Consider the following 16,467-nt stretch of genomic DNA (forward strand, 5'->3'; position numbering starts at 1 on the left):
GGAGGAAACCCGCTGATGAGCAGCGCACCCGCACCCCGCAGCCACACGGTCCCTGCCGTGGCCGACAACGACAACCGGTACAAGGCCGTCCAGGCCAAGCTGGACAAACTCGGCAAGGCGATGGACGACGCCACCATCGAGCTGGAGTCGCTGCGCCGCAGCATGGAGCGCAACGCCGAACAGACCGACAGTCTCGCCATCGATATCGAGAACGCTGACCTGGACCCGAAGTTCGTCGAGCTGACCTACAACGTCGCCACCGCCCTGGACGGTGCTGTACGGGAGGTCCGCAAGCTGTGCGACACCGCGCATGAGACGACCGACCTGACGTACCGGGCCCGGCGCACCCACTCCAAGCTGTACGGCGCGCTGGATGACATCCGCTCCAACCGGCGGGAGAAGACCCCCAAACCCGGGTTCTTCAACCGCTGACCCCACTCCCCCACTCACCCCCGCCACGGGCGGTCCCGCGATCTGCGGGGCCGCCCGTGCTCATTCGCCGAAGGAGAAGCCGGTGGCCGCGCCGCGCAGTGTCGCGCTCGAACGCCTCGCCTACACCCTCGCCGCGCCCGTGCTGGCCGTGGCCCCGAACGTCTACCCCGACAGTCCCGTCAACCAGGTCGTGCAGCTCGCCGGCGCGGCCGGGATCGGCGCCTGGTTCCTCGCCGCCAAGAGCGACGAGCCCGGCGCCGGGCGCAAGATCCTGCGCTGGTCCCCGCTGGTCCTGGCCGCCGCTGTCGACGTCGCCGCCGGGCACACCGGCGGCTTCGGCCCGTACTGGATGGACGGGCTGCTCGCCGCCGGATGGGCGGCGGCCGGCTACCTGGTGATGCCGTTCTCCCGGCACACCCGCCGCCGCCACCGTCCCGCGCTCGCCGCCCCGGCCCCGCGGCCGGCGCCCGCCGAAGTCCTCGAGGAGTCGGTGGTGCCGGACGACGGAGCCGACCTGCTCACCTGCGACGCCCGGGCGCTGTGGGAGCAGGCCGGGATGCCCGGCCGCACCCACATCGTCAAGGCCACCCGGCACCCCGGCATGCAGCACGACATGACGATCCTGCTGCGCGCCTCGGAGACCGGACGGCCGATCACCGGCCTGACCGAGGCTGCGGTCGCCGCGCCGTTCGGCGTCCACTCCAGCGACGTGGTCCTGGCGGAGGTCGCCATCCAGCCCGGCCGCCAGGGCGGCCCCGGCTGGATGGAGGCCCGCATCACCCCCGATGCCAACCAGCGCCGCCGCACCAAGCCGACCGACCAGGAACGCTGGACGGACCGGATCGGCAGCCCGAAGGGCGGCGCCCCCGGCTCCGAGCTGGTCCACAAGACCCGCGACGACGCCCGCGGCGTGACCTTCTACCGGGCGAAGATGGCCGACTCCACCGAGACCCCGCGCATCGACCTGGCCAAGGTGTGCCGCGCGCTCGGGCTGCCCGAGGACGACTCTTGCGTGTTCGTCCTCATCGACGGCGCGGAGTTCCTGATCAGTGCGTTCGACGAGCCGCCGCTCAGCGCGATCTTCCCCGCCACCCGCGAGCTGCTCACCCCGGACGCCAAGGGCATGTACGTGTGCGGGTTCACCATCACAGGCCAGCCGGTGAAGACGATGGTGTACCAGCACGACAAGAATGCCCCGGCACACGGCCTCACCCTCGGGGTCAGCCGGTCCGGCAAGACGCAGTTCTTCGCGGTCAACATGGCCGCCCAGTCCCTGAACGGCCAGGTCGTGTGGCTGTCCACCGTCCGCAAGGACGAGAAGACCACCGTGCTCGGCCGGTACATCGACCGGCAGGGCTCGAACGCGCTGTGGATGGCCCGCTCTCTGCGGGCGGCGAAGGCGCTGTGTGAGATCCGGGCGGAGATGCCCTGGCCGCACGACGGCCAGCCGCACGACTACAAGCCGGGGGACACCCGCTGCCCCTACCGGCAGCTCAATGTGTACGCGGATGAGTTCATGACCGCCGCCCAGGACGGGGACTTCGGCGAGTTCATTCAGAAGGACGGCGAAGACCTCACGGTCACCGGCCTGAAGTACGGCATCGGGTTCAACCCGGCCGGCCAGTCGCCGTTCGCGCACAACGGCTTCTCCACGGAGATGAAGGACAACCTGCGCCAGAACTCCAGGCCGGTCATCTTCAACATGGGTTCGCCCGGCGCCACCCGCAAGGCGGCGGAGGGCACCATGGAGAACGCCTACGACGTGCCGACCATCCCGGCACGCTACTCCCGCAGCGAGGGTTCCGCGATCGAGCGGGCCATGCGCGGCGAGGCCGACCCGGAGAACGGCGTCAGCACGGGCGGCGTCGCGGTCATCGTCCTCGACAACGGCCGCGCCGTGCTGATGCGGTCGCTGTACGCGGATTTCGACACCGACCTCGCGCACCTCTTCCCCGATGAGGTCAACCGGCTCACTGACTACGAGGTCAGCGAGCTGGAGAAGCGTGGCCTGTGGTTCGACTGGAACGAGCCCGTGCGGCCTGGTGAGTTCTGGCCCGAGCCCGACGAGGACGACGAGGGCGAGGACCGCTCCCGTCGCCGCGGCGCAGGCGCCGGCAGCGGCGGCGGTGGCGGCCGCAGCTCCAAGGGCGGCGGCCGCCGCCCTGCGGAGGTCGCTTCTCCCCGCCAGGCACTGGAGGCCATCAAGAGCCTCACCGACGCCTGATCACCTCACCCATCCCCGGGCCGGCCTGCCGAGCGCGGCCGGCCCCACCCGACCCCGTGTGAAGGAGCACCCCCACCGTGGCCCTCTCGATCTCCACCGCCGTGCTGCTGGGCATCATCGTCTTCGTCCTGGTCAAGGGCGGCTACGTCCGCGTCGGCTCCGCGCTGGCCTGCACGCTGTTCGGCTTCACCCTCGCCGCGACCGGCCTGGCCCCGGCCATCAACAGCGCCCTCACCTCGGCCGCCGGACTGATCTCCAGCTTCTGACTACGCCTCGGTCCACGGCGGATCGGGCGTGTAGTTGAGTCCGCCGCAGAAGCGGCAGTCCCACTCCGAGGGCACCTCCCACTTGTCGACCCAGAAGCCGACCTGCTTGCCCACGAAGAAGTTCTCACCCCCGCACCACCCGCACTCGAAGACGAACTCCACCCCAGCCCCTTCCCCGCGCCAGCTTGGTCCGAGGATGCCCCGGGCGCGTGTGCGGTGACTACCCACCCGCCAGCCCCAACCCCCCTGCACGCAACGCCGAAGGGCGCCGCCGGACACACACTCCGGCGACGCCCTTCGCCGTCGCGCGCCCCTCCCCCACGCGCCCTCCCGGCCACCACGGCCAGGAGGGTGCTCCCCTTCGCGTGATCGGAGACGACCGATGGACCCCCTGCCCACCCAGCACGGCATGCCCGAGTCCGAGGCCGCGGCTGAAGCCCGGCGCCTGCTCGACGACTGGGCGGCTCGGCCCGTACGCCACCACCCCACCTCGTTCCGCGACGACACCGAGCCGCCGGCCTTCGGCCCCACCCCGCCCGTGAAGCAGGAGGACCACAGGATCATCCCGGCCTGGGCGGCCGGGATCGCGATGGCCTCCATCGGCGTCGGCGCCGGGGTCACCGGCATCGGCTGCGGTGCCTGGCTCGTGCTCCAGGGCCTGTCCTCCGTCACGTTGAACGGCGTCCTTATGGTCACCCTGCCGTTCACGGGCCTGGCCATGGCCGCCACCGCCATCGGCGGCGCGATCAGCAAGGTCCGCGCGGCGGTCACCAAGAACGTCTTCGAGGGTCCGGTCACCCACCACACCGAGATCCACAACACCAGCACCACGCGCGGGGCGTTCTTCGCCCGCACCCGCAACGAGATCCGCTGACCCGCCCACCACAACCCTCCGGACAGAAGGAGCAGCCACGCCATGGCCCACCACGACAAGCCGGTCAACGGTCAGGAAAACCCGTCCTTCCTCGACGTGCTCAACCAGTTGCCGCCCGTGCCGCCGGGCCCCGAACTGGACGGCAAGCCCGGCACCCAGCGGCTCGCGCGGCTGCGTGCCGCGTGGAAGGAGTCGTGGGAGGAGGGCGGCTTCCTCCACCAGCGGTGGGAGGATGTCGGCCAGGCCCGACACGCCAGCTGGCACGAGGTCGCCAACTGGATCAAGGCGGGCGCGCTGTTCGGCGGACTCATCCTCATCGTGCTGATGCTGGACGCCGCCGGTGACATCGCCTCCGCCACGCTCAAGGGCCTGTCCTCCGTCCCGGCCACCAGCGCCAGCGACGCCAGCGGACTGTGGGCCACGGTCGACCACCCCATCCGCGTCTTCCTCGGCGACCAGGCCGCGCACCTCGCCGTCGCCCCGGCCGCCCTGTACGCGTTCTGGCAACTGACCGGGCTGATCGGGCTGGTCGGCGGGTTCTTCGGCAACGCCGGCGCCCGCATCGCCTGGGTGCTGTTCGGCATCGGCAGCCTCGCCATGATCTGGTCCGCCGCCCCGGCCGGAGGCCGCACCGCCGCCACTGGGCTCGCCGCCCTCATGTGGGCCCTGGTCAGCATCTTCGCCCTGCGCGGGCTGACCCTGCGGCCCATCGTCCACAACCACCCGCCGCAGTACCAGTTCAGCCCCGCGCTCCACCTGCACGCCACGATCCCCGCCCCCACCCCGGCGGGCGACGACTACGGCCCCGACAACGTCCACCCGCTCCAGCGCTGACCGTGGGTCACCCGCCTGATCACCGCCCGCTGACCTGACGCTCTGCCTGGCCCTCGCCCGCCCCGCACCCGGGGCCGGCGAGGACCGGACAGGCCGCCCGGCCGCACGCACCATCCCGCCCACGAGAGAAGGAGACCCCGTCTTGGCGAAAGCCCCGACCGTCATAGGAGTGCTCACCGAGCCCCCGGCCCCGACCTGGTGGAAGGGCAACCGCCACAAGGTCTTCGGCGTCACTGGGCTGCTGATCGGCTACCTGATCGGCACCCACCTGCACGGCGCCCCCGAGCAGCAGCCGGACACGCCCCGGCCGGGTCACACCGCGCCCGCGTCGACCGCGCCCGGTGAGCACCCCACGCGCACGGCCCACGGCCTCGCCGCATAACTCAGCAGCACCACCCGCTGCGCCCCGCCGACACCAGCACGACGTCGGCGGGGCGCAGCGCTGTCCACCGACGACTGGAGGAACTGCTCGTGTTCATCCCCAGCCCCCGCCGCCGGATCGGCCAGCCCCGCCTGCAGCGTCCCGGCCCCCGCTACCCGCACCGCCCGGACCGGCTGCCCGGCGCCTGGAGCAGGTGATGCCGCGCCCGAGGAAGAAGCGCCGCCGTGAGGTGAAACGGGTGCCGCGCAGCGACACGACGCTGCCGGAGTTCGACCGGCGCGCTTGTCCCGAGGGCCTGGTCACCCGGCGGCAGTTACGCGCGCGCGGACTGAGCCCCGGCGGGCACGGCCCGGTCGCGGTGCTGCGCTGCAAGGCGTGCGCCTACCGCCCCGACCAGTCGTGCATCCATCCCACCCGGGCCTGGCTCTACAGCGTGGAGCTCGCCCGGCCGAAGCGGGTGCCGACGCTCGCACAGGAAGAGGCGCTGGACCGGGCGATGGCCGCGAGGTCCACGTGCCTGGAATGCAGGCGCCGGTACTACTTCTGCCTCCAGGCTGCCGTATTGCATCCCTACGGGGCCATGCGCACGCTGTCTCCGTGACCGTCCTGTTCACGCCTACTGGCCGATGGGCCCGGTCTGCACAAGCTGCTACGCGGCAGTGCGTAAACACCCCGGTGCCTGCGTTTAATGCGAACAGCAACGTCCGCTCATCGGTTTCTCCGAAGCGGGGAACGGGATCTGCGGACCCTGCGCCGGGGTCGATCTCACCTACGCGTGCCAGCGTTGCGGCACGAGCGAGAGGACCTTCCGCGAGCGATTGTGCACCCGCTGCTTTGCCACGAAGCAACTGGCCGAGGCGCTCGGTGGAGATGGCACAACAGTCCCCAGACAGCGGCAAGACTTTTACTCGGCTCTTTCCGCCGCCGGACATCCCCGCCGAGTGGCGTATTGGCTGACCTGCGACGGCGTGTCGACTCTTTTGCCCCAACTAGGCGCTTCTCATGCGGAGTTCACCCAGTAACAGCTCGACGGCCTGCCCAACACGCCGACCACTCGCTACATCCGCGACGTCCTCGTCGCCGCTGCGGTGCTGCCACCGAGGGACGACCGACTGGAGGCCCTGCCCCGCTGGGCAGACGCCCTCTTGTCCCAGGCACCACTCCCCCGGCGCAAGTTCCTCACCCCCTTCACCCACTGGTACCTGCTGCACCGCATCCGCCGGGCCCACCGGCACTGCCCGCTACGCGCCAGCACGCAGCACCAGATGCGATCACGGCTGCGCCGAGCCCTGGAACTGCTCGACTGGCTCGACGAACACTGCATCCCTCTCGGGAAGCTCACACAACCAGAACTCGAGACGTGGCTGGAAGAAGGGCCTGAGAAACGTCGTGAAGTGCGTTCCTTCATCACCTGGGCGACAGGCCGGGGCCTGGCCGGCGAGCTCGCAGTCCCCAGGACCCCCGTCGCCGCACCCAGTGTCTTCAGCACGGACGAGGACCAGGCCGAACAACTGCACCGGCGTCTCGACGACGATGCACTGCCTCTCGATGTCCGCACGGCCGGCGCCCTGACACTCCTCTTCGGGCTGCAGCACACCCGACTGCTCGAACTCACCGGCACGACATCATCGACGACGACACGGTGGTGGCGCTCAACCTCAACGGTCATCGTCTTCCGCTGCCACCCGAAGTTGCCCAGCTAGTCCGCGCACTGCGCGACCAGCGCCAGAAACGCTGGCCCCTCGACCAGACGGCCAGCACCACACCATGGGTGTTCCCCGGGCAGGAGCCCGCCCGCCCTCTCGGAGCTACCTACCTCTACTTGAAGCTCCGCCGACACGGCATCGCACCCCTCGCCAGCCGGAACAGTGCTCGTCTCGCGCTTGCCACCGATCTACCAGCATCTGTCCTCGCCGCCTTCACCGGCACCAGCATCAGCAACTCCACTCGCTGGACCGGATATGCCAAGCGGGACTGGCTCGACTACATCGCCAGGCGCGCGCAGGACCGTCCATGAAGCACGCCTGCTTCCATCGTCTGCCTGGACTCAGCGCATCCCGGGCAGGCGACGCAACTCGTTGACCTTCATCAGTCGGGCGAGAAGGAGGTACCCCACGGCTGTTGCCAGCGCCCCAGTAGCCAGCGCGACGGCCGTGGGCCACGTTCCACTTCCCAGGCCCGCACACCCACGCGCTGCAGCCCAGCCCAGCCCAGCCGCCGGGCCCGCGGCGCAGAACAGTTTCACGTAGGTGCGGCGCAGGTCGCCGTCGTCGATGCGGCCCCCAAGCCTCCTGCGCAGCAGATGCGCGGTGAGCGCGAGACCGGCCACGTAGGAGAGGGTGTAGGCGCCGGCCATCCCGACGACCGCCCAGCGGGCCGGCAGCAGCAAATGACACGCGGTGGCCAGGGCGATGTTCACGCCCGCGATCCAGGCCGCCATGAAGAACGGAGTGCGGGTGTCCTCGAAGGCGTAGAAGCCACGCAACAGCAGGTACTGGGCGGAGAACGGGATAAGCCCGAGTCCGAACGCCTGCAGCATGTACCCCAGCGGTCGGACCGAGTTGGCGTCCGCCGCCCCGTGGGCGAACAGCAGCGCGGAGATCTGCGGCCCCAGAGCGAGGAAGAGGAACGCGGCGGGCACGATGACTACGCCACTGATCCGCAGCACCCGGGACAGGTCCGCGCGTAGATCCGGGATGCGCCCCTCAGCGACGGCCCGGCTCATACGCGGCAGCAACGCCGTCACCAGGGACACCGTCACGATCGATTGCGGCAGCATCCAGATGGTCTGCGCGTAGGTGTAGGCCGAGTAGCCTGCGCCGGCCTGCGGCAGCTCTTGGTCGGCGGCATTGGCGTAGTTCGTGACCACCGTCAGAGCGACCTGGTTGGCCAGGACGAACAGCAGCGTCCACTTCGCCGCATGGACGCTCTTGCCCAAGCCGGTGCCCAGCCAGTCGAAGCGCGGGCGGAAACGGAAACCGGCCGCCCGCGCGAACGGGATCAGCGCCAAGGCCTGCACGGCGATGCCTGCCGTCGTCCCGATCCCCAGCAACTGCACCTGGTCGGCGGCGATGTCCTCCACCCGGTCGGGAACCGTCATGAGCCCCAAATAGGCGGCGAACATGCCGACCAGCACCACGTTGTTCAGCACTGGGGTCCACATCATCGCCCCGAACTTCTCGCGGGCGTTCAACACCTGCCCGTAAATGCTGAACAGCCCATAGAAGAAGATCTGCGGTAACAGGAACCGCGCGAACGTCACCGTCAGCTCGAACGCCTCATGACTGCCCGGGGTGTCCCGCATGTACAGGCCCACGATCTGCGGCGCCGCCCATACCGCCAGCGCCGTCCCCACACCCAGCACGCACACCACGAGCGTGACCAGACGCTGCTCGTAGGCACGTCCGCCATCAGGCTGCGTCGTCCTGGCCCGCACCAGCTGCGGCACGAGCACTGCGTTGAGCGCGCCACCGATCAACAGCGTGTACAGGCTCGTCGGCACGGTGTTCGCCGTGTTGTACGTACTGGCCAGCAAGCCTGTGCCCAGCGCCGCGGCCTGCAACACCTGACGGATCAGCCCCGTCGCCCGCGACACCACCGTGCCAACAGCCATCAGCAAAGACGAACGAGCCAGCCCGCCCTTGTCCTTCTTCCGCCGGGCGGCATGCCGCCCCCTCGTCTGCTGCTCCTGCGGCATGGTCTGCGCCGCGGAGTTCGCCCCCTCCACCATGCCGTCAACCTATGCCCCAAGGTTCCTCGGCCCCAATTCCGCCGTCTCGCCGCAGAGTTCAGCGAACGTTCCCCAGCCGTGACCGTGGCCAGGAATACGACAGCAGCGGAACAAGTGCTCTGCGCCAGTACCGCTGCGCACCCAGGGCCGCTGCGACCCCTGCGCGCGGGGCTACGAGCCCAGCCCCGACACGTACTTCGCCTCCACGGCCCCGGTCATCCACCGGCTGGCCGCCTGATCAACGAACCCCTCGAAGGAGAGTCACCGTGGCTCTGTTCACGCACCCCACCTCCGCCCCCGCCCCCGTTCTCGTGGCCGAGACCTGGACGCCGGAGGGCACGCTCGTCTCCCAGCGCTACTGGGCGCTGGAGGGAGCGATCGTGCTCGTCTACATCGCCGACGCCGACCGGGCCTTGGCCAAGCACGCCGTCGCGTGCCTCGGCTGCACCTACGGCGCCGCGACGAACGCCGTGCACAACCCGATGTCCGAGACGGACGCCGCCAAGGCCGCCAACGCGCACGCGGCCGGATGCCGGGCGATCCCGCGCGGCGTGCCCGCCCGGCCCGATGACACCGAGGCCGCCGACATGATCCGCACCCGGCTGTGGGCCCGCCGCTACGGCAAGACTCCGCACCCGGTGCGCATCTGCGACTTCAACGCGATCCGCGTCGACCTCCAGCGCCCCACCGACTGGATCAAGGCGCTGCTGACCGATCTCACGCAGTCCGACGCCGGCTTCCTCACCGCGACGCCCACCAGCTCCGGCCAGGGCATCCGCTTCACCGTCCAGCCCTTCGCCCGGCACTGAGTCGTGCGCGCCCGAACCGCCGCCCTGGTCGCGGCCGCCCTCGCAGCCGACCACTGGCAGCTGTACGCCGAGCCGACCGGCACCGCATCGAGCTGACGCCCCAGCCCCGATGCTCCTGCCCCAACTGCCAGGGTGCCGGCGGCTGGTGGGTGGATGGCGCGAATCCGGAGATGGAGGCGTGCGGCTGCTGGGCGAACCGGCCCGAGCTGCGTATCCGCCTTCTGCCCGTCCCGGCCCGGCCGGACGAGCCACCGTTCTGACCACCCGCCGGGCGGGCCGCGTGGCCCGCCCGGGACCGACAAGGAGATGCAACGTCCGTGACTTCGACGGTCCCCTTTCCCGGCATCGACAAGAACATGGACACTGCCTGCGCCTCGGTCGCAGGTGAGATCAGCCGCACGGACAGCAAGTCCTCGCTCCTGCTCGCCTTCAACGGCGCCGTCCTCGCGGGCCTCGCGTCCGTCGCCGACAAGGACCTGCCCCTGTCCACCAAGGTGTGCGGCGCGGCAGCAGTCCTCGCCCTGGGCGCAGCCGCCGTGCTGCTGCTCCTGGTCGTCCGGCCCCGCCTCAGCGGCGCCGACCGCGCCTCCTTTCCGTACTGGGCAGGTCTGACCGAAGACGAGATCCGCGCCTGCATGGACGGCGACACCCGAGCCGCCCGCATCCGGGTCCTGTCCGCCCTGGCTGTACGGAAGTTCACCCACCTGCGGCGCGCGGTGGATCTGTCACTCGCCGCCCTGGTCCTGCTCGCGCTGGCCGCCGCTGGGCTCGCGCTATGACCGCCGCGGCCCGCACGCGCCTGGACCGCGTACACGCCTCGGCAGCGCCTCGCTGGCCCTCCAGCAGATCGAGGACGACCTGAGCAGCGACGACATCGACCAGGAGGAGCTCGCCGCGATCCTGCGCGAGCTCATCAAGGACACCGACCCGCCCGGCGGGTTCATGGCGGCGGTGGCGCAGCTGCTCACCGCCGTCGCGCGCCATACCGAGCGGATCGAGCCCGACCGCGACGGCGACACTTCCTGCCCGCAGCACGAGGCTGCCGCACTGATCACCGACGACGCCGGGCGGCGCCTCATCTGGGCTGCCCGCACTCTTCATCCACAAGGAGACAGCTGAGATGGCGAATACGAAGGCAACGGACCGCCCCCGGGGCAGTGCACGCAGTGCTGGTTCCACGCCTACGCCAGCCGCGAGGCCTACGCCGGACTCGGTCCGCGTGAGGACTGCCCGCAGTGCGTGGACCACATGAAGAATGGCCACCCCGCCCACATGATCGTCCGCTGACAGCGCTGCACGACGCCGCCCGCTCCCCTCACTGACCACGCCGGGCAGCGCCCATCCGGGTTGCCCGGCCCCCTCACTCTCAAGGAGATCTCGCATGACAGAGCTGATCTGCTGCCCGCCGGTGCCCGAGCACAGCCTGGTGGGGGCGGATCGCGCGCACCTAGCCCGCCTCGCAGGTCCTGTCCCTGGACGCGCTGCGCGAGACCCTCGCGCGAGAGCGGTGCGATTCGCGGACGCCACACCGTCTGGGAAATCCGCTCGGCAGCAACAGTGATGGAGCCCTTGGAATTCGGCCACCCCTGATCGGCTTCGCCTCGGAGATGCTCTGCTTGATTCCCCGGCTGCCCTCTCTCAGCCCCTGTGCATGCGTTCGGTCTGCTCGCTGCCGACTGCGGTGATGCGCTGCAGATACCGCTCGATCACAGTGAGTTCCTCGTCGGTGAAATCGTCGAGAGCCCGGGCGAAGGCCCGGCCGGGTGCCTCCCAGGCGGCTTCGACCTCCGGGGTCCGAGGGGCCGTGAGGGATACGAGCATCTTGCGCCGGTCACCGGGGTCGGGCTGCCGCTCGACGAGCCCGGCCCGTTCCAGCCGGTCCACCAGGCGGCTGGCCGACCCTGAGGTCAGCCCGGTCAGCTCTGCGATTTCGCCGGTAGGCCGCGGCCGGGGCTCCAGCCCGAGCAGGCTCACACACTGCAGATCGGTCGGGTGCAGGCCTAGCCGTTCGGCCATTGCCTGGTTGAACAGGGTGTAGGCAGCGTGGTGCCGCCGGGCGGCCACATTGACGGCGGCCACTATCTCCGCGCGGGTGCGGTTTGACATGAGCTTATCCTCTAGAGGCAAATGTGTGCGTCAAACAGATTATGCGTGACGCAGGGGCATTCATGTTCACGACACACGGGAGACCGTCATGACCTATCAGGCCTCGGAATACTTACGAGCCCTCTACGACCGCTGGAGCGCGATGTGGCGCGGTGACTTCAGCCACGCCGAGGACATCCTCGACCCCGGCTTCGTCGTCCATCAGGCACGCCCCGACGGGAGCGACTCCGAGGCGATCACCGGCCCAGCGCGGCTGCTGCCCGAGATCGAGCAGACCATGGCCGCGTTCGGCGACATCGCCATCACCGTCGACCTCGGCCCCATCGTCGACGGCGACCTGATCGCCGCACGCTGGACCATGCGCGCCACTTACACCGGCGGCATCCCCCACGCCACCGCCCCTGCCGGCACGAGAATCGCTTTCAGCGGCCACGACATCCTGCGCGTGGACAACGGCAAGTTCGTCGAGTACTGGACCTGCACCGACATCCTGGACGGGCTCGCCCAGCTCGGAGCCGTCTCCGGCCCAAACGGCCCCGCCCAGCACTGACGCCCCCGTAAACCGACAGACTTCAACTGACCCGGTCGAGAACGTCAGGCCGCCTCGCGCCGGCTTTGCCACCGGAGCCGGTCGGGCATCCACGCACCGCGCCGGATGCAGGCGGGGCACCGCCTCCGTCGCGGCTGCCGCCTGAGCCGGAACTCCAGGACCCTGATCAGCGGTCTGCCCAGGGGTGTCCGGCCGCCCAGGGTGTCTGGCCACCCAGGGTGCGCGCAGCCATCGCGGGAGCGACGCCGTGAATGGGCTTCCGCGCTGCCCACCGCCTTCGCCCTGGAGGCCCTCGCCAACGGCGTGTCCTACCGGGCCGGCCCGGCCCTGGTGAGCGTCCTCGGTGCGGTGGGCCGCCCGGGCGCCGGGGTGCTGCTCGCCGCCGCGCTCGTCATCGGCGGCGGGCTCGCCCTCGCCGCCCAGCGCCGCACCATGCCGCCCACCTCGCCGACGCCTGCGGCCTATGAACCCCTGCTCCGGACCACCTGCCTCGCACCCGAACCTCTCACGGTCGGGTGCGGGCCGGGCCGTCCGGCCTGCCGATCAGCGCCTCCACCGTCTACACCCTGTGGCAGGTCACCGGCCTGTTCTCCCTGATCGCCGGGTTCATCACCCGCAGCAACGGGATCCGGCTGACGTGGCTGGCATGGGGCTGCGCGGGCGTTGCGATGGTCTGGACGACGACCCCGGATACCTCGTGCACCGTCGCCTCCGCCTTCGCCCTGCGCGGACTGAACCTGCGCCCGCGGGTCTTCTCCACCGTGCACACCGCCGCCCCGCAGATCACGGTCCAGTCGCAGATCCACATCGCGGCCCAGCCCGACGGCCCCGCCCCGGACAACGTCCGCCAGCTGGGCCGCTGATCCGGTCGCTCCGCCTGGCCACCGGCCGCCGCCCCGCCCGCACCCGGCGGGCCGGCTGCCGGTGACCGGACAGGCCGACGGGCTGAGCTTCGCCCGCGCCCGACCGTCCCGCCATCAGGGGCGGCGGGCGCTTGAACGTCCACGCCACCGACGACATGGAAGGTTCATCGTGCTCATCCCCCGGCCCCGCCGCAGGATCGGCCGCCCCCGCCCCACCATCCCCGGCCCCCGCCGCTACCCCGCGCCCCAGCGCCGACTTCCCGGTACCTGGAGCAGGTGATGGCCGGCCAGGACCAGGACCTGGTCGACGTCGACCCGTACGACCCTGGCGACGGCTCCTTACCGGTCTTCCGGTGGAAGCAAGCCGGGCGGGAGAACCTCGCGACCCGCCGCCAGCTGCGGGAGATGGGACTGCGCCCCGGCGGCCACGAGCCCGTCGCCCGGATCGAATGCCGCGGCGGGAAGCGGTGGGCCTGGCTGTACCGGATCGACCTGGCGAAGCCGAAGTTCGCGATGACGCTGGCGAAGGAGGCCGCGCTCGACAAGGCGATGGCTGCTCGCCAGACGTGTCCTGGCCCGTGTGGCCGGCGCTATTTCCACTGCCTTCCCTTGAAGACCTTGGGGTCGTGCTTGGAGTGCTATGACGGCACGCCAGCGTCGCGCGACAGCTACACACTTTCCGCGGTGTAGATCCACACGGGAATGTTGCCGACCTTCGTAGCCGCGTGCGCCCTGCGGAAATCTGGGCGGAATCCGTGAGGCTCGAGGATCCGGAGGCCGTCATAAACCTGCTCAGCCATGGCTACCGCGATACAGACAGTGGGGTCATGCACGGCCTGGCGAAGCGTGTCCAGCAGTCTCACCGCAGTGTTCAAGTCTGCGCCGTACCAGCCCTCGTTCGGCGAGACGGTAACAGCGCCCTGAGAGACCGCGAGGCGCATTATCATTCTCGCCTCATCGAGGGGTTGGTCGGCCGCAAGTCTCTGCACATGCAGCAAGAATCCGAGCAGAGCACCAAGCGTGGCCTGCTCGACGGGGTGAAGAATGAAGAGACTGTCCCCACGATCAGCAATCTGAGCGGCGCCCCTGAGGCCTGCGAAGTCCAGTGCTTCCTCAACATAGGTGTACAGCCTCTGATGCAAGCCCGCTTGTGCCCAGTCTGATGCCCCGCTGAAGCCAGCGATGTCGACGACGACGATCCAGTGTGCGGCTTTCGTAGCAGCATCTGCACCACCCTCATGCGCACTCTCGATCAGACCAGAGGCAATAACAGAGCGGGCGGCGTCGACCCATAACCGGTGAAACCTGTCAACTTCCCGTTCCGGCGAAGTACGCGGTGAGCGGGTGGCCAAGATCTCGACGAGGGCCTCCACGGTCTCCCACGGGGGCCGAGCCGTTCCCGTCAGAGCGTCGTGCAGACTGCTCCGACTAATCGTCTTGCCTACATCCCGGTGCATCAAGGACAGCGACGGCAGCCCTGCGTCCAAGTGCAGCGCGTGCAGAGCCTCGTTGAGGTCCCTCAGCGGCCCGGCGCCAAGCACTGGTCGCTTCAGCTCGCCTGATCGTCCCACCAATCCCCCCTGTGTCCAAAACCGTCCAGGACCGTCCGCCAAGCATGGCAGACCGTCCGCGTCTGTGGCGATCTATGGCTGGCCGTTCGGACAGTCGGAGCCCGGATTGAAGGTGGCTCAAGGCGCTCAATCCGAGACGCCAACTTCGACGGCTGAGGCCCAGCCGGAAAAGAGAAGAGGACACCTTGGAAGGCATCGATCTGCGCACCGCGTTTGTCTTCACCTTGGTTGCAGCCGTTGGCTACATCACCTACCGAAATCCGGAGATCGGCACAGCTGCCGCAGTCGCCCTGGCGTTCGGGCTTTTTGCTGATCACTTCTTGCGCCGTCACTGAAATCCTCGCTGGCCCCGTACATGCGCCCGCCCGGCGAGCACCTCGCTGCCGCGGCCTGAACCCCTCTCCCGCGTCTGCCGGTTGCCTGATCCACCCGCCCGCCGGCGGGTGGTGAAGGGGAGTCGGTGAGCCGGCCCGCCCACGTACAGCACCACCTCATCCCGCAGCCGTCGACCACCGTGAAGGAGAACCCCGTGAGCGAACCCGACAAGCACGAGCCCGACAAATCAGATCCCGTCATCCCGCCGCTGAACACCATCGACGACAACGACCGCATCCCGCCGCCCCGGCGGCCCGCCCCGCCCCGGCCACGCCCTATCAAAGCCGCCGACGACATTCCGGCCGGCGCCATCGCGGTTGCTGCGGTCATTGGCGTGGCCGCCCTGCTGATCGTTTTTACGAAGACGATTCCCCAGGGAATCGACTGGCACCACCACCAGGACTGGGCGTGGTTCACGCAGTGGACCGCCACCGTCGCCGACCCCGTCCACGACTACCTGAGCGCGCACACGGTCGGCTTGCCGCTCACGGCGAGCAGCGCGTTCGTCATCTGGCAGGGCGTCGGCGCCGCCTCCCTGATCCTGTCCTGGATCACCGGCGCCGTCGGTGCCCGGGCTGACCTGGACCGCACACGGCGCCAGCTCGGTGTTCATGGTGTGGAACGCCGCCCCCGCCGCCGGCCGCCCCGGCGCCGCCGCCCTCGCGGTCCTGGCCTGGACAATCGGCAGCTTCTTCGCCCTGCGCGGCCTGTCCCTTCACCCGCTGATCCACCTGCACAACCACAACCATCCGGCTCGCTGATCTGACGGCTGCCTGATCCACCCGCCCCGCCCACGCGGGCCGGGTGGTGACGGGGAGCCGGACAGCCCGGCCCGGATGGGAGTCGCACGTGACCACCGCCCCCCTCACCATCAGCGGCGACCGGAATCTGGACGCCGCCTGCGCCACCGTGAGCGGCGAGATCGCCCGCACCGACAGCAAGGCCAGCCTGCTGCTCGCCTTCGACGGCGCGGTCCTCGCGGGTCTGGCCAGCGTCGCCAACAAGGACCTGCCCGTGTTCACGAAGGCCGTCGGCGGCCTGGCCGTCCTCGCCCTCGCCACCGCGGCGGTCTTACTCCTCCTGGTCGTCCGGCCCTGCCTGAGCGTCCCCGGCCGCCCCGCGCCGGGCACCTTCCCGCAGTGGGCGCACCTGGAGGAGAGCGAGCTCCAGGAGGCGATGGGCCAAGACCACCGCCCCGCCCGGGTGAAGGCGCTGTCGATCCTCGCGGTCCGCAAGTTCCGGCGCCTGGCCCTCGCGGTCGACGTCATCCTCGCCGCGCTCGCCCTGCTGACCGTCACCGTGATCGGAGTGCTGGTGTGAGCACCGCCGCCAGCTACGTCATCAGCTACGCCAGCCTCGCCGGCGCGCTCGCCATCCCGTTCGTGATCGCCGCCGCCCGCCGCACCGCCGCCCGCATCCACGCCCAGGCCGACCAGAAGGAGAAGTAACCC

The 16,467-nt window shown here is 70.1% G+C and carries 22 protein-coding genes and 1 pseudogene; 19 read left to right on the forward strand and 4 right to left on the reverse strand.

The window, feature by feature from the left end; all coding sequences use genetic code 11:
- Positions 1 to 15 precede the first annotated feature (15 nt).
- The 3 genes from ACF062_RS37715 to ACF062_RS37725 all read left to right on the forward strand — a co-directional run bounded on the left by ACF062_RS37715 (position 16) and on the right by ACF062_RS37725 (position 2,922).
- Complete coding sequence (locus ACF062_RS37715; protein WP_392144515.1) at positions 16 to 432, forward strand: conjugal transfer protein TraB; 417 nt, start codon at positions 16 to 18, stop codon at positions 430 to 432.
- An 82-nt stretch (positions 433 to 514) separates the two neighbouring features.
- Complete coding sequence (locus ACF062_RS37720; protein ID WP_392144517.1) at positions 515 to 2,656, forward strand: chromosome segregation protein ParM; 2,142 nt, start codon at positions 515 to 517, stop codon at positions 2,654 to 2,656.
- A gap of 77 nt (positions 2,657 to 2,733) precedes the next feature.
- Positions 2,734 to 2,922, forward strand: a complete 189-nt coding sequence (locus tag ACF062_RS37725; RefSeq protein WP_392144519.1) for a hypothetical protein — start codon at positions 2,734 to 2,736, stop codon at positions 2,920 to 2,922.
- On the opposite strand, the gene ACF062_RS37730 is transcribed toward ACF062_RS37725, so the two are convergent.
- Complete coding sequence (locus ACF062_RS37730; RefSeq protein WP_392144521.1) at positions 2,923 to 3,084, reverse strand: hypothetical protein; 162 nt, start codon at positions 3,082 to 3,084, stop codon at positions 2,923 to 2,925.
- Between the two features lie 220 nt (positions 3,085 to 3,304).
- On the opposite strand from ACF062_RS37730, the gene ACF062_RS37735 reads away from it, so the two are divergent.
- The 5 genes from ACF062_RS37735 (at position 3,305) to ACF062_RS37755 (ending at position 6,715) form a co-directional block, all read left to right on the forward strand.
- Positions 3,305 to 3,796 carry a hypothetical protein gene (locus ACF062_RS37735; protein ID WP_392144523.1) on the forward strand — a complete coding sequence of 164 codons (492 nt, stop codon included), beginning with the start codon at positions 3,305 to 3,307 and terminating at the stop codon, positions 3,794 to 3,796.
- A 42-nt stretch (positions 3,797 to 3,838) separates the two neighbouring features.
- Positions 3,839 to 4,630, forward strand: a complete 792-nt coding sequence (locus ACF062_RS37740; protein ID WP_392144525.1) for a hypothetical protein — start codon at positions 3,839 to 3,841, stop codon at positions 4,628 to 4,630.
- Positions 4,631 to 4,772: 142 nt separating this feature from the next.
- Positions 4,773 to 5,012 (forward strand): hypothetical protein, encoded by a 240-nt coding sequence (locus ACF062_RS37745; protein ID WP_392144527.1) that lies wholly within the window; start codon positions 4,773 to 4,775, stop codon positions 5,010 to 5,012.
- 196 nt (positions 5,013 to 5,208) lie between these two features.
- Positions 5,209 to 5,613, forward strand: coding sequence for an RRQRL motif-containing zinc-binding protein (locus ACF062_RS37750; protein ID WP_392144528.1), 405 nt, complete (start codon positions 5,209 to 5,211; stop codon positions 5,611 to 5,613).
- Positions 5,614 to 6,277: 664 nt separating this feature from the next.
- Entirely contained in the window at positions 6,278 to 6,715 is a 438-nt protein-coding gene (locus ACF062_RS37755; RefSeq protein WP_392144530.1) for a hypothetical protein, read from the forward strand.
- Positions 6,716 to 7,059: 344 nt separating this feature from the next.
- Here ACF062_RS37755 and murJ read toward each other — a convergent pair whose 3' ends face one another.
- Complete coding sequence (gene murJ / locus ACF062_RS37760) at positions 7,060 to 8,742, reverse strand: murein biosynthesis integral membrane protein MurJ (protein WP_392144532.1); 1,683 nt, start codon at positions 8,740 to 8,742, stop codon at positions 7,060 to 7,062.
- 266 nt (positions 8,743 to 9,008) lie between these two features.
- Between murJ and ACF062_RS37765 the strand changes: the two genes are divergently transcribed.
- The 4 genes and pseudogenes from ACF062_RS37765 to ACF062_RS37780 all read left to right on the forward strand — a co-directional run.
- Positions 9,009 to 9,551, forward strand: a complete 543-nt coding sequence (locus ACF062_RS37765; RefSeq protein ID WP_392144534.1) for a hypothetical protein — start codon at positions 9,009 to 9,011, stop codon at positions 9,549 to 9,551.
- A 356-nt stretch (positions 9,552 to 9,907) separates the two neighbouring features.
- Complete coding sequence (locus ACF062_RS37770) at positions 9,908 to 10,330, forward strand: Pycsar system effector family protein (RefSeq protein WP_392144643.1); 423 nt, start codon at positions 9,908 to 9,910, stop codon at positions 10,328 to 10,330.
- A 172-nt stretch (positions 10,331 to 10,502) separates the two neighbouring features.
- Positions 10,503 to 10,670, forward strand: a complete 168-nt coding sequence (locus ACF062_RS37775) for a hypothetical protein (protein ID WP_392144536.1) — start codon at positions 10,503 to 10,505, stop codon at positions 10,668 to 10,670.
- A gap of 24 nt (positions 10,671 to 10,694) precedes the next feature.
- Positions 10,695 to 10,838 (forward strand): annotated as a pseudogene (locus ACF062_RS37780) (pRL2-8); the annotation flags it as partial.
- 351 nt (positions 10,839 to 11,189) lie between these two features.
- On the opposite strand, the gene ACF062_RS37785 reads toward ACF062_RS37780, so the two are convergent.
- Positions 11,190 to 11,657: a MarR family winged helix-turn-helix transcriptional regulator gene (locus ACF062_RS37785; protein WP_392144538.1), complete on the reverse strand. Its 468-nt coding sequence runs from the start codon at positions 11,655 to 11,657 to the stop codon at positions 11,190 to 11,192.
- Positions 11,658 to 11,745: 88 nt separating this feature from the next.
- On the opposite strand from ACF062_RS37785, the gene ACF062_RS37790 reads away from it, so the two are divergent.
- The 3 genes from ACF062_RS37790 (at position 11,746) to ACF062_RS37800 (ending at position 13,760) form a co-directional block, all read left to right on the forward strand.
- A complete protein-coding gene (locus ACF062_RS37790) occupies positions 11,746 to 12,207 on the forward strand; it encodes an ester cyclase (RefSeq protein WP_392144540.1) in 462 nt (153 codons plus the stop codon).
- Positions 12,208 to 12,722: 515 nt separating this feature from the next.
- A complete protein-coding gene (locus ACF062_RS37795; RefSeq protein WP_392144542.1) occupies positions 12,723 to 13,070 on the forward strand; it encodes a hypothetical protein in 348 nt (115 codons plus the stop codon).
- Positions 13,071 to 13,349: 279 nt separating this feature from the next.
- A complete protein-coding gene (locus ACF062_RS37800) occupies positions 13,350 to 13,760 on the forward strand; it encodes an RRQRL motif-containing zinc-binding protein (RefSeq protein ID WP_392144544.1) in 411 nt (136 codons plus the stop codon).
- Here ACF062_RS37800 and ACF062_RS37805 read toward each other — a convergent pair.
- Positions 13,739 to 14,443 (reverse strand): hypothetical protein, encoded by a 705-nt coding sequence (locus ACF062_RS37805; protein ID WP_392144546.1) that lies wholly within the window; start codon positions 14,441 to 14,443, stop codon positions 13,739 to 13,741. The two genes, ACF062_RS37800 and ACF062_RS37805, sit on opposite strands and share 22 nt — an antisense overlap.
- A gap of 383 nt (positions 14,444 to 14,826) precedes the next feature.
- On the opposite strand from ACF062_RS37805, the gene ACF062_RS37810 reads away from it, so the two are divergent.
- The 4 genes from ACF062_RS37810 to ACF062_RS37825 all read left to right on the forward strand — a co-directional run bounded on the left by ACF062_RS37810 (position 14,827) and on the right by ACF062_RS37825 (position 16,464).
- Positions 14,827 to 14,976, forward strand: a complete 150-nt coding sequence (locus ACF062_RS37810; RefSeq protein WP_392144548.1) for a hypothetical protein — start codon at positions 14,827 to 14,829, stop codon at positions 14,974 to 14,976.
- A 194-nt stretch (positions 14,977 to 15,170) separates the two neighbouring features.
- A complete protein-coding gene (locus tag ACF062_RS37815) occupies positions 15,171 to 15,782 on the forward strand; it encodes a hypothetical protein (RefSeq protein WP_392144550.1) in 612 nt (203 codons plus the stop codon).
- An 83-nt stretch (positions 15,783 to 15,865) separates the two neighbouring features.
- Positions 15,866 to 16,336, forward strand: a complete 471-nt coding sequence (locus tag ACF062_RS37820; RefSeq protein WP_392144552.1) for a Pycsar system effector family protein — start codon at positions 15,866 to 15,868, stop codon at positions 16,334 to 16,336.
- Positions 16,333 to 16,464, forward strand: coding sequence for a hypothetical protein (locus ACF062_RS37825; protein ID WP_392144553.1), 132 nt, complete (start codon positions 16,333 to 16,335; stop codon positions 16,462 to 16,464). Before ACF062_RS37820 ends, ACF062_RS37825 begins: the two co-directional genes overlap by 4 nt.
- Positions 16,465 to 16,467: the final 3 nt, after the last annotated feature.

The organism is Streptomyces sp. NPDC015345 (genome assembly GCF_043078805.1).
In the GTDB taxonomy this organism is placed as follows: domain Bacteria; phylum Actinomycetota; class Actinomycetes; order Streptomycetales; family Streptomycetaceae; genus Streptomyces.

Excerpts from the sequence above, each read along its gene's own strand:
- ACF062_RS37715 (WP_392144515.1), top strand. The coding sequence starts at position 16 with ATGAGCAGCGCACCCGCACCCCGCAGCCACACGGTCCCTGCCGTGGCC.
- ACF062_RS37735 (WP_392144523.1), top strand. The coding sequence starts at position 3,305 with ATGGACCCCCTGCCCACCCAGCACGGCATGCCCGAGTCCGAGGCCGCG.
- ACF062_RS37740 (WP_392144525.1), top strand. The coding sequence starts at position 3,839 with ATGGCCCACCACGACAAGCCGGTCAACGGTCAGGAAAACCCGTCCTTC.
- ACF062_RS37750 (WP_392144528.1), top strand. The coding sequence starts at position 5,209 with ATGCCGCGCCCGAGGAAGAAGCGCCGCCGTGAGGTGAAACGGGTGCCG.
- ACF062_RS37755 (WP_392144530.1), top strand. The coding sequence starts at position 6,278 with ATGCGATCACGGCTGCGCCGAGCCCTGGAACTGCTCGACTGGCTCGAC.
- murJ (WP_392144532.1), bottom strand. The coding sequence starts at position 8,742 with ATGGTGGAGGGGGCGAACTCCGCGGCGCAGACCATGCCGCAGGAGCAG.
- ACF062_RS37770 (WP_392144643.1), top strand. The coding sequence starts at position 9,908 with ATGGACACTGCCTGCGCCTCGGTCGCAGGTGAGATCAGCCGCACGGAC.
- ACF062_RS37785 (WP_392144538.1), bottom strand. The coding sequence starts at position 11,657 with ATGTCAAACCGCACCCGCGCGGAGATAGTGGCCGCCGTCAATGTGGCC.
- ACF062_RS37790 (WP_392144540.1), top strand. The coding sequence starts at position 11,746 with ATGACCTATCAGGCCTCGGAATACTTACGAGCCCTCTACGACCGCTGG.
- ACF062_RS37800 (WP_392144544.1), top strand. The coding sequence starts at position 13,350 with ATGGCCGGCCAGGACCAGGACCTGGTCGACGTCGACCCGTACGACCCT.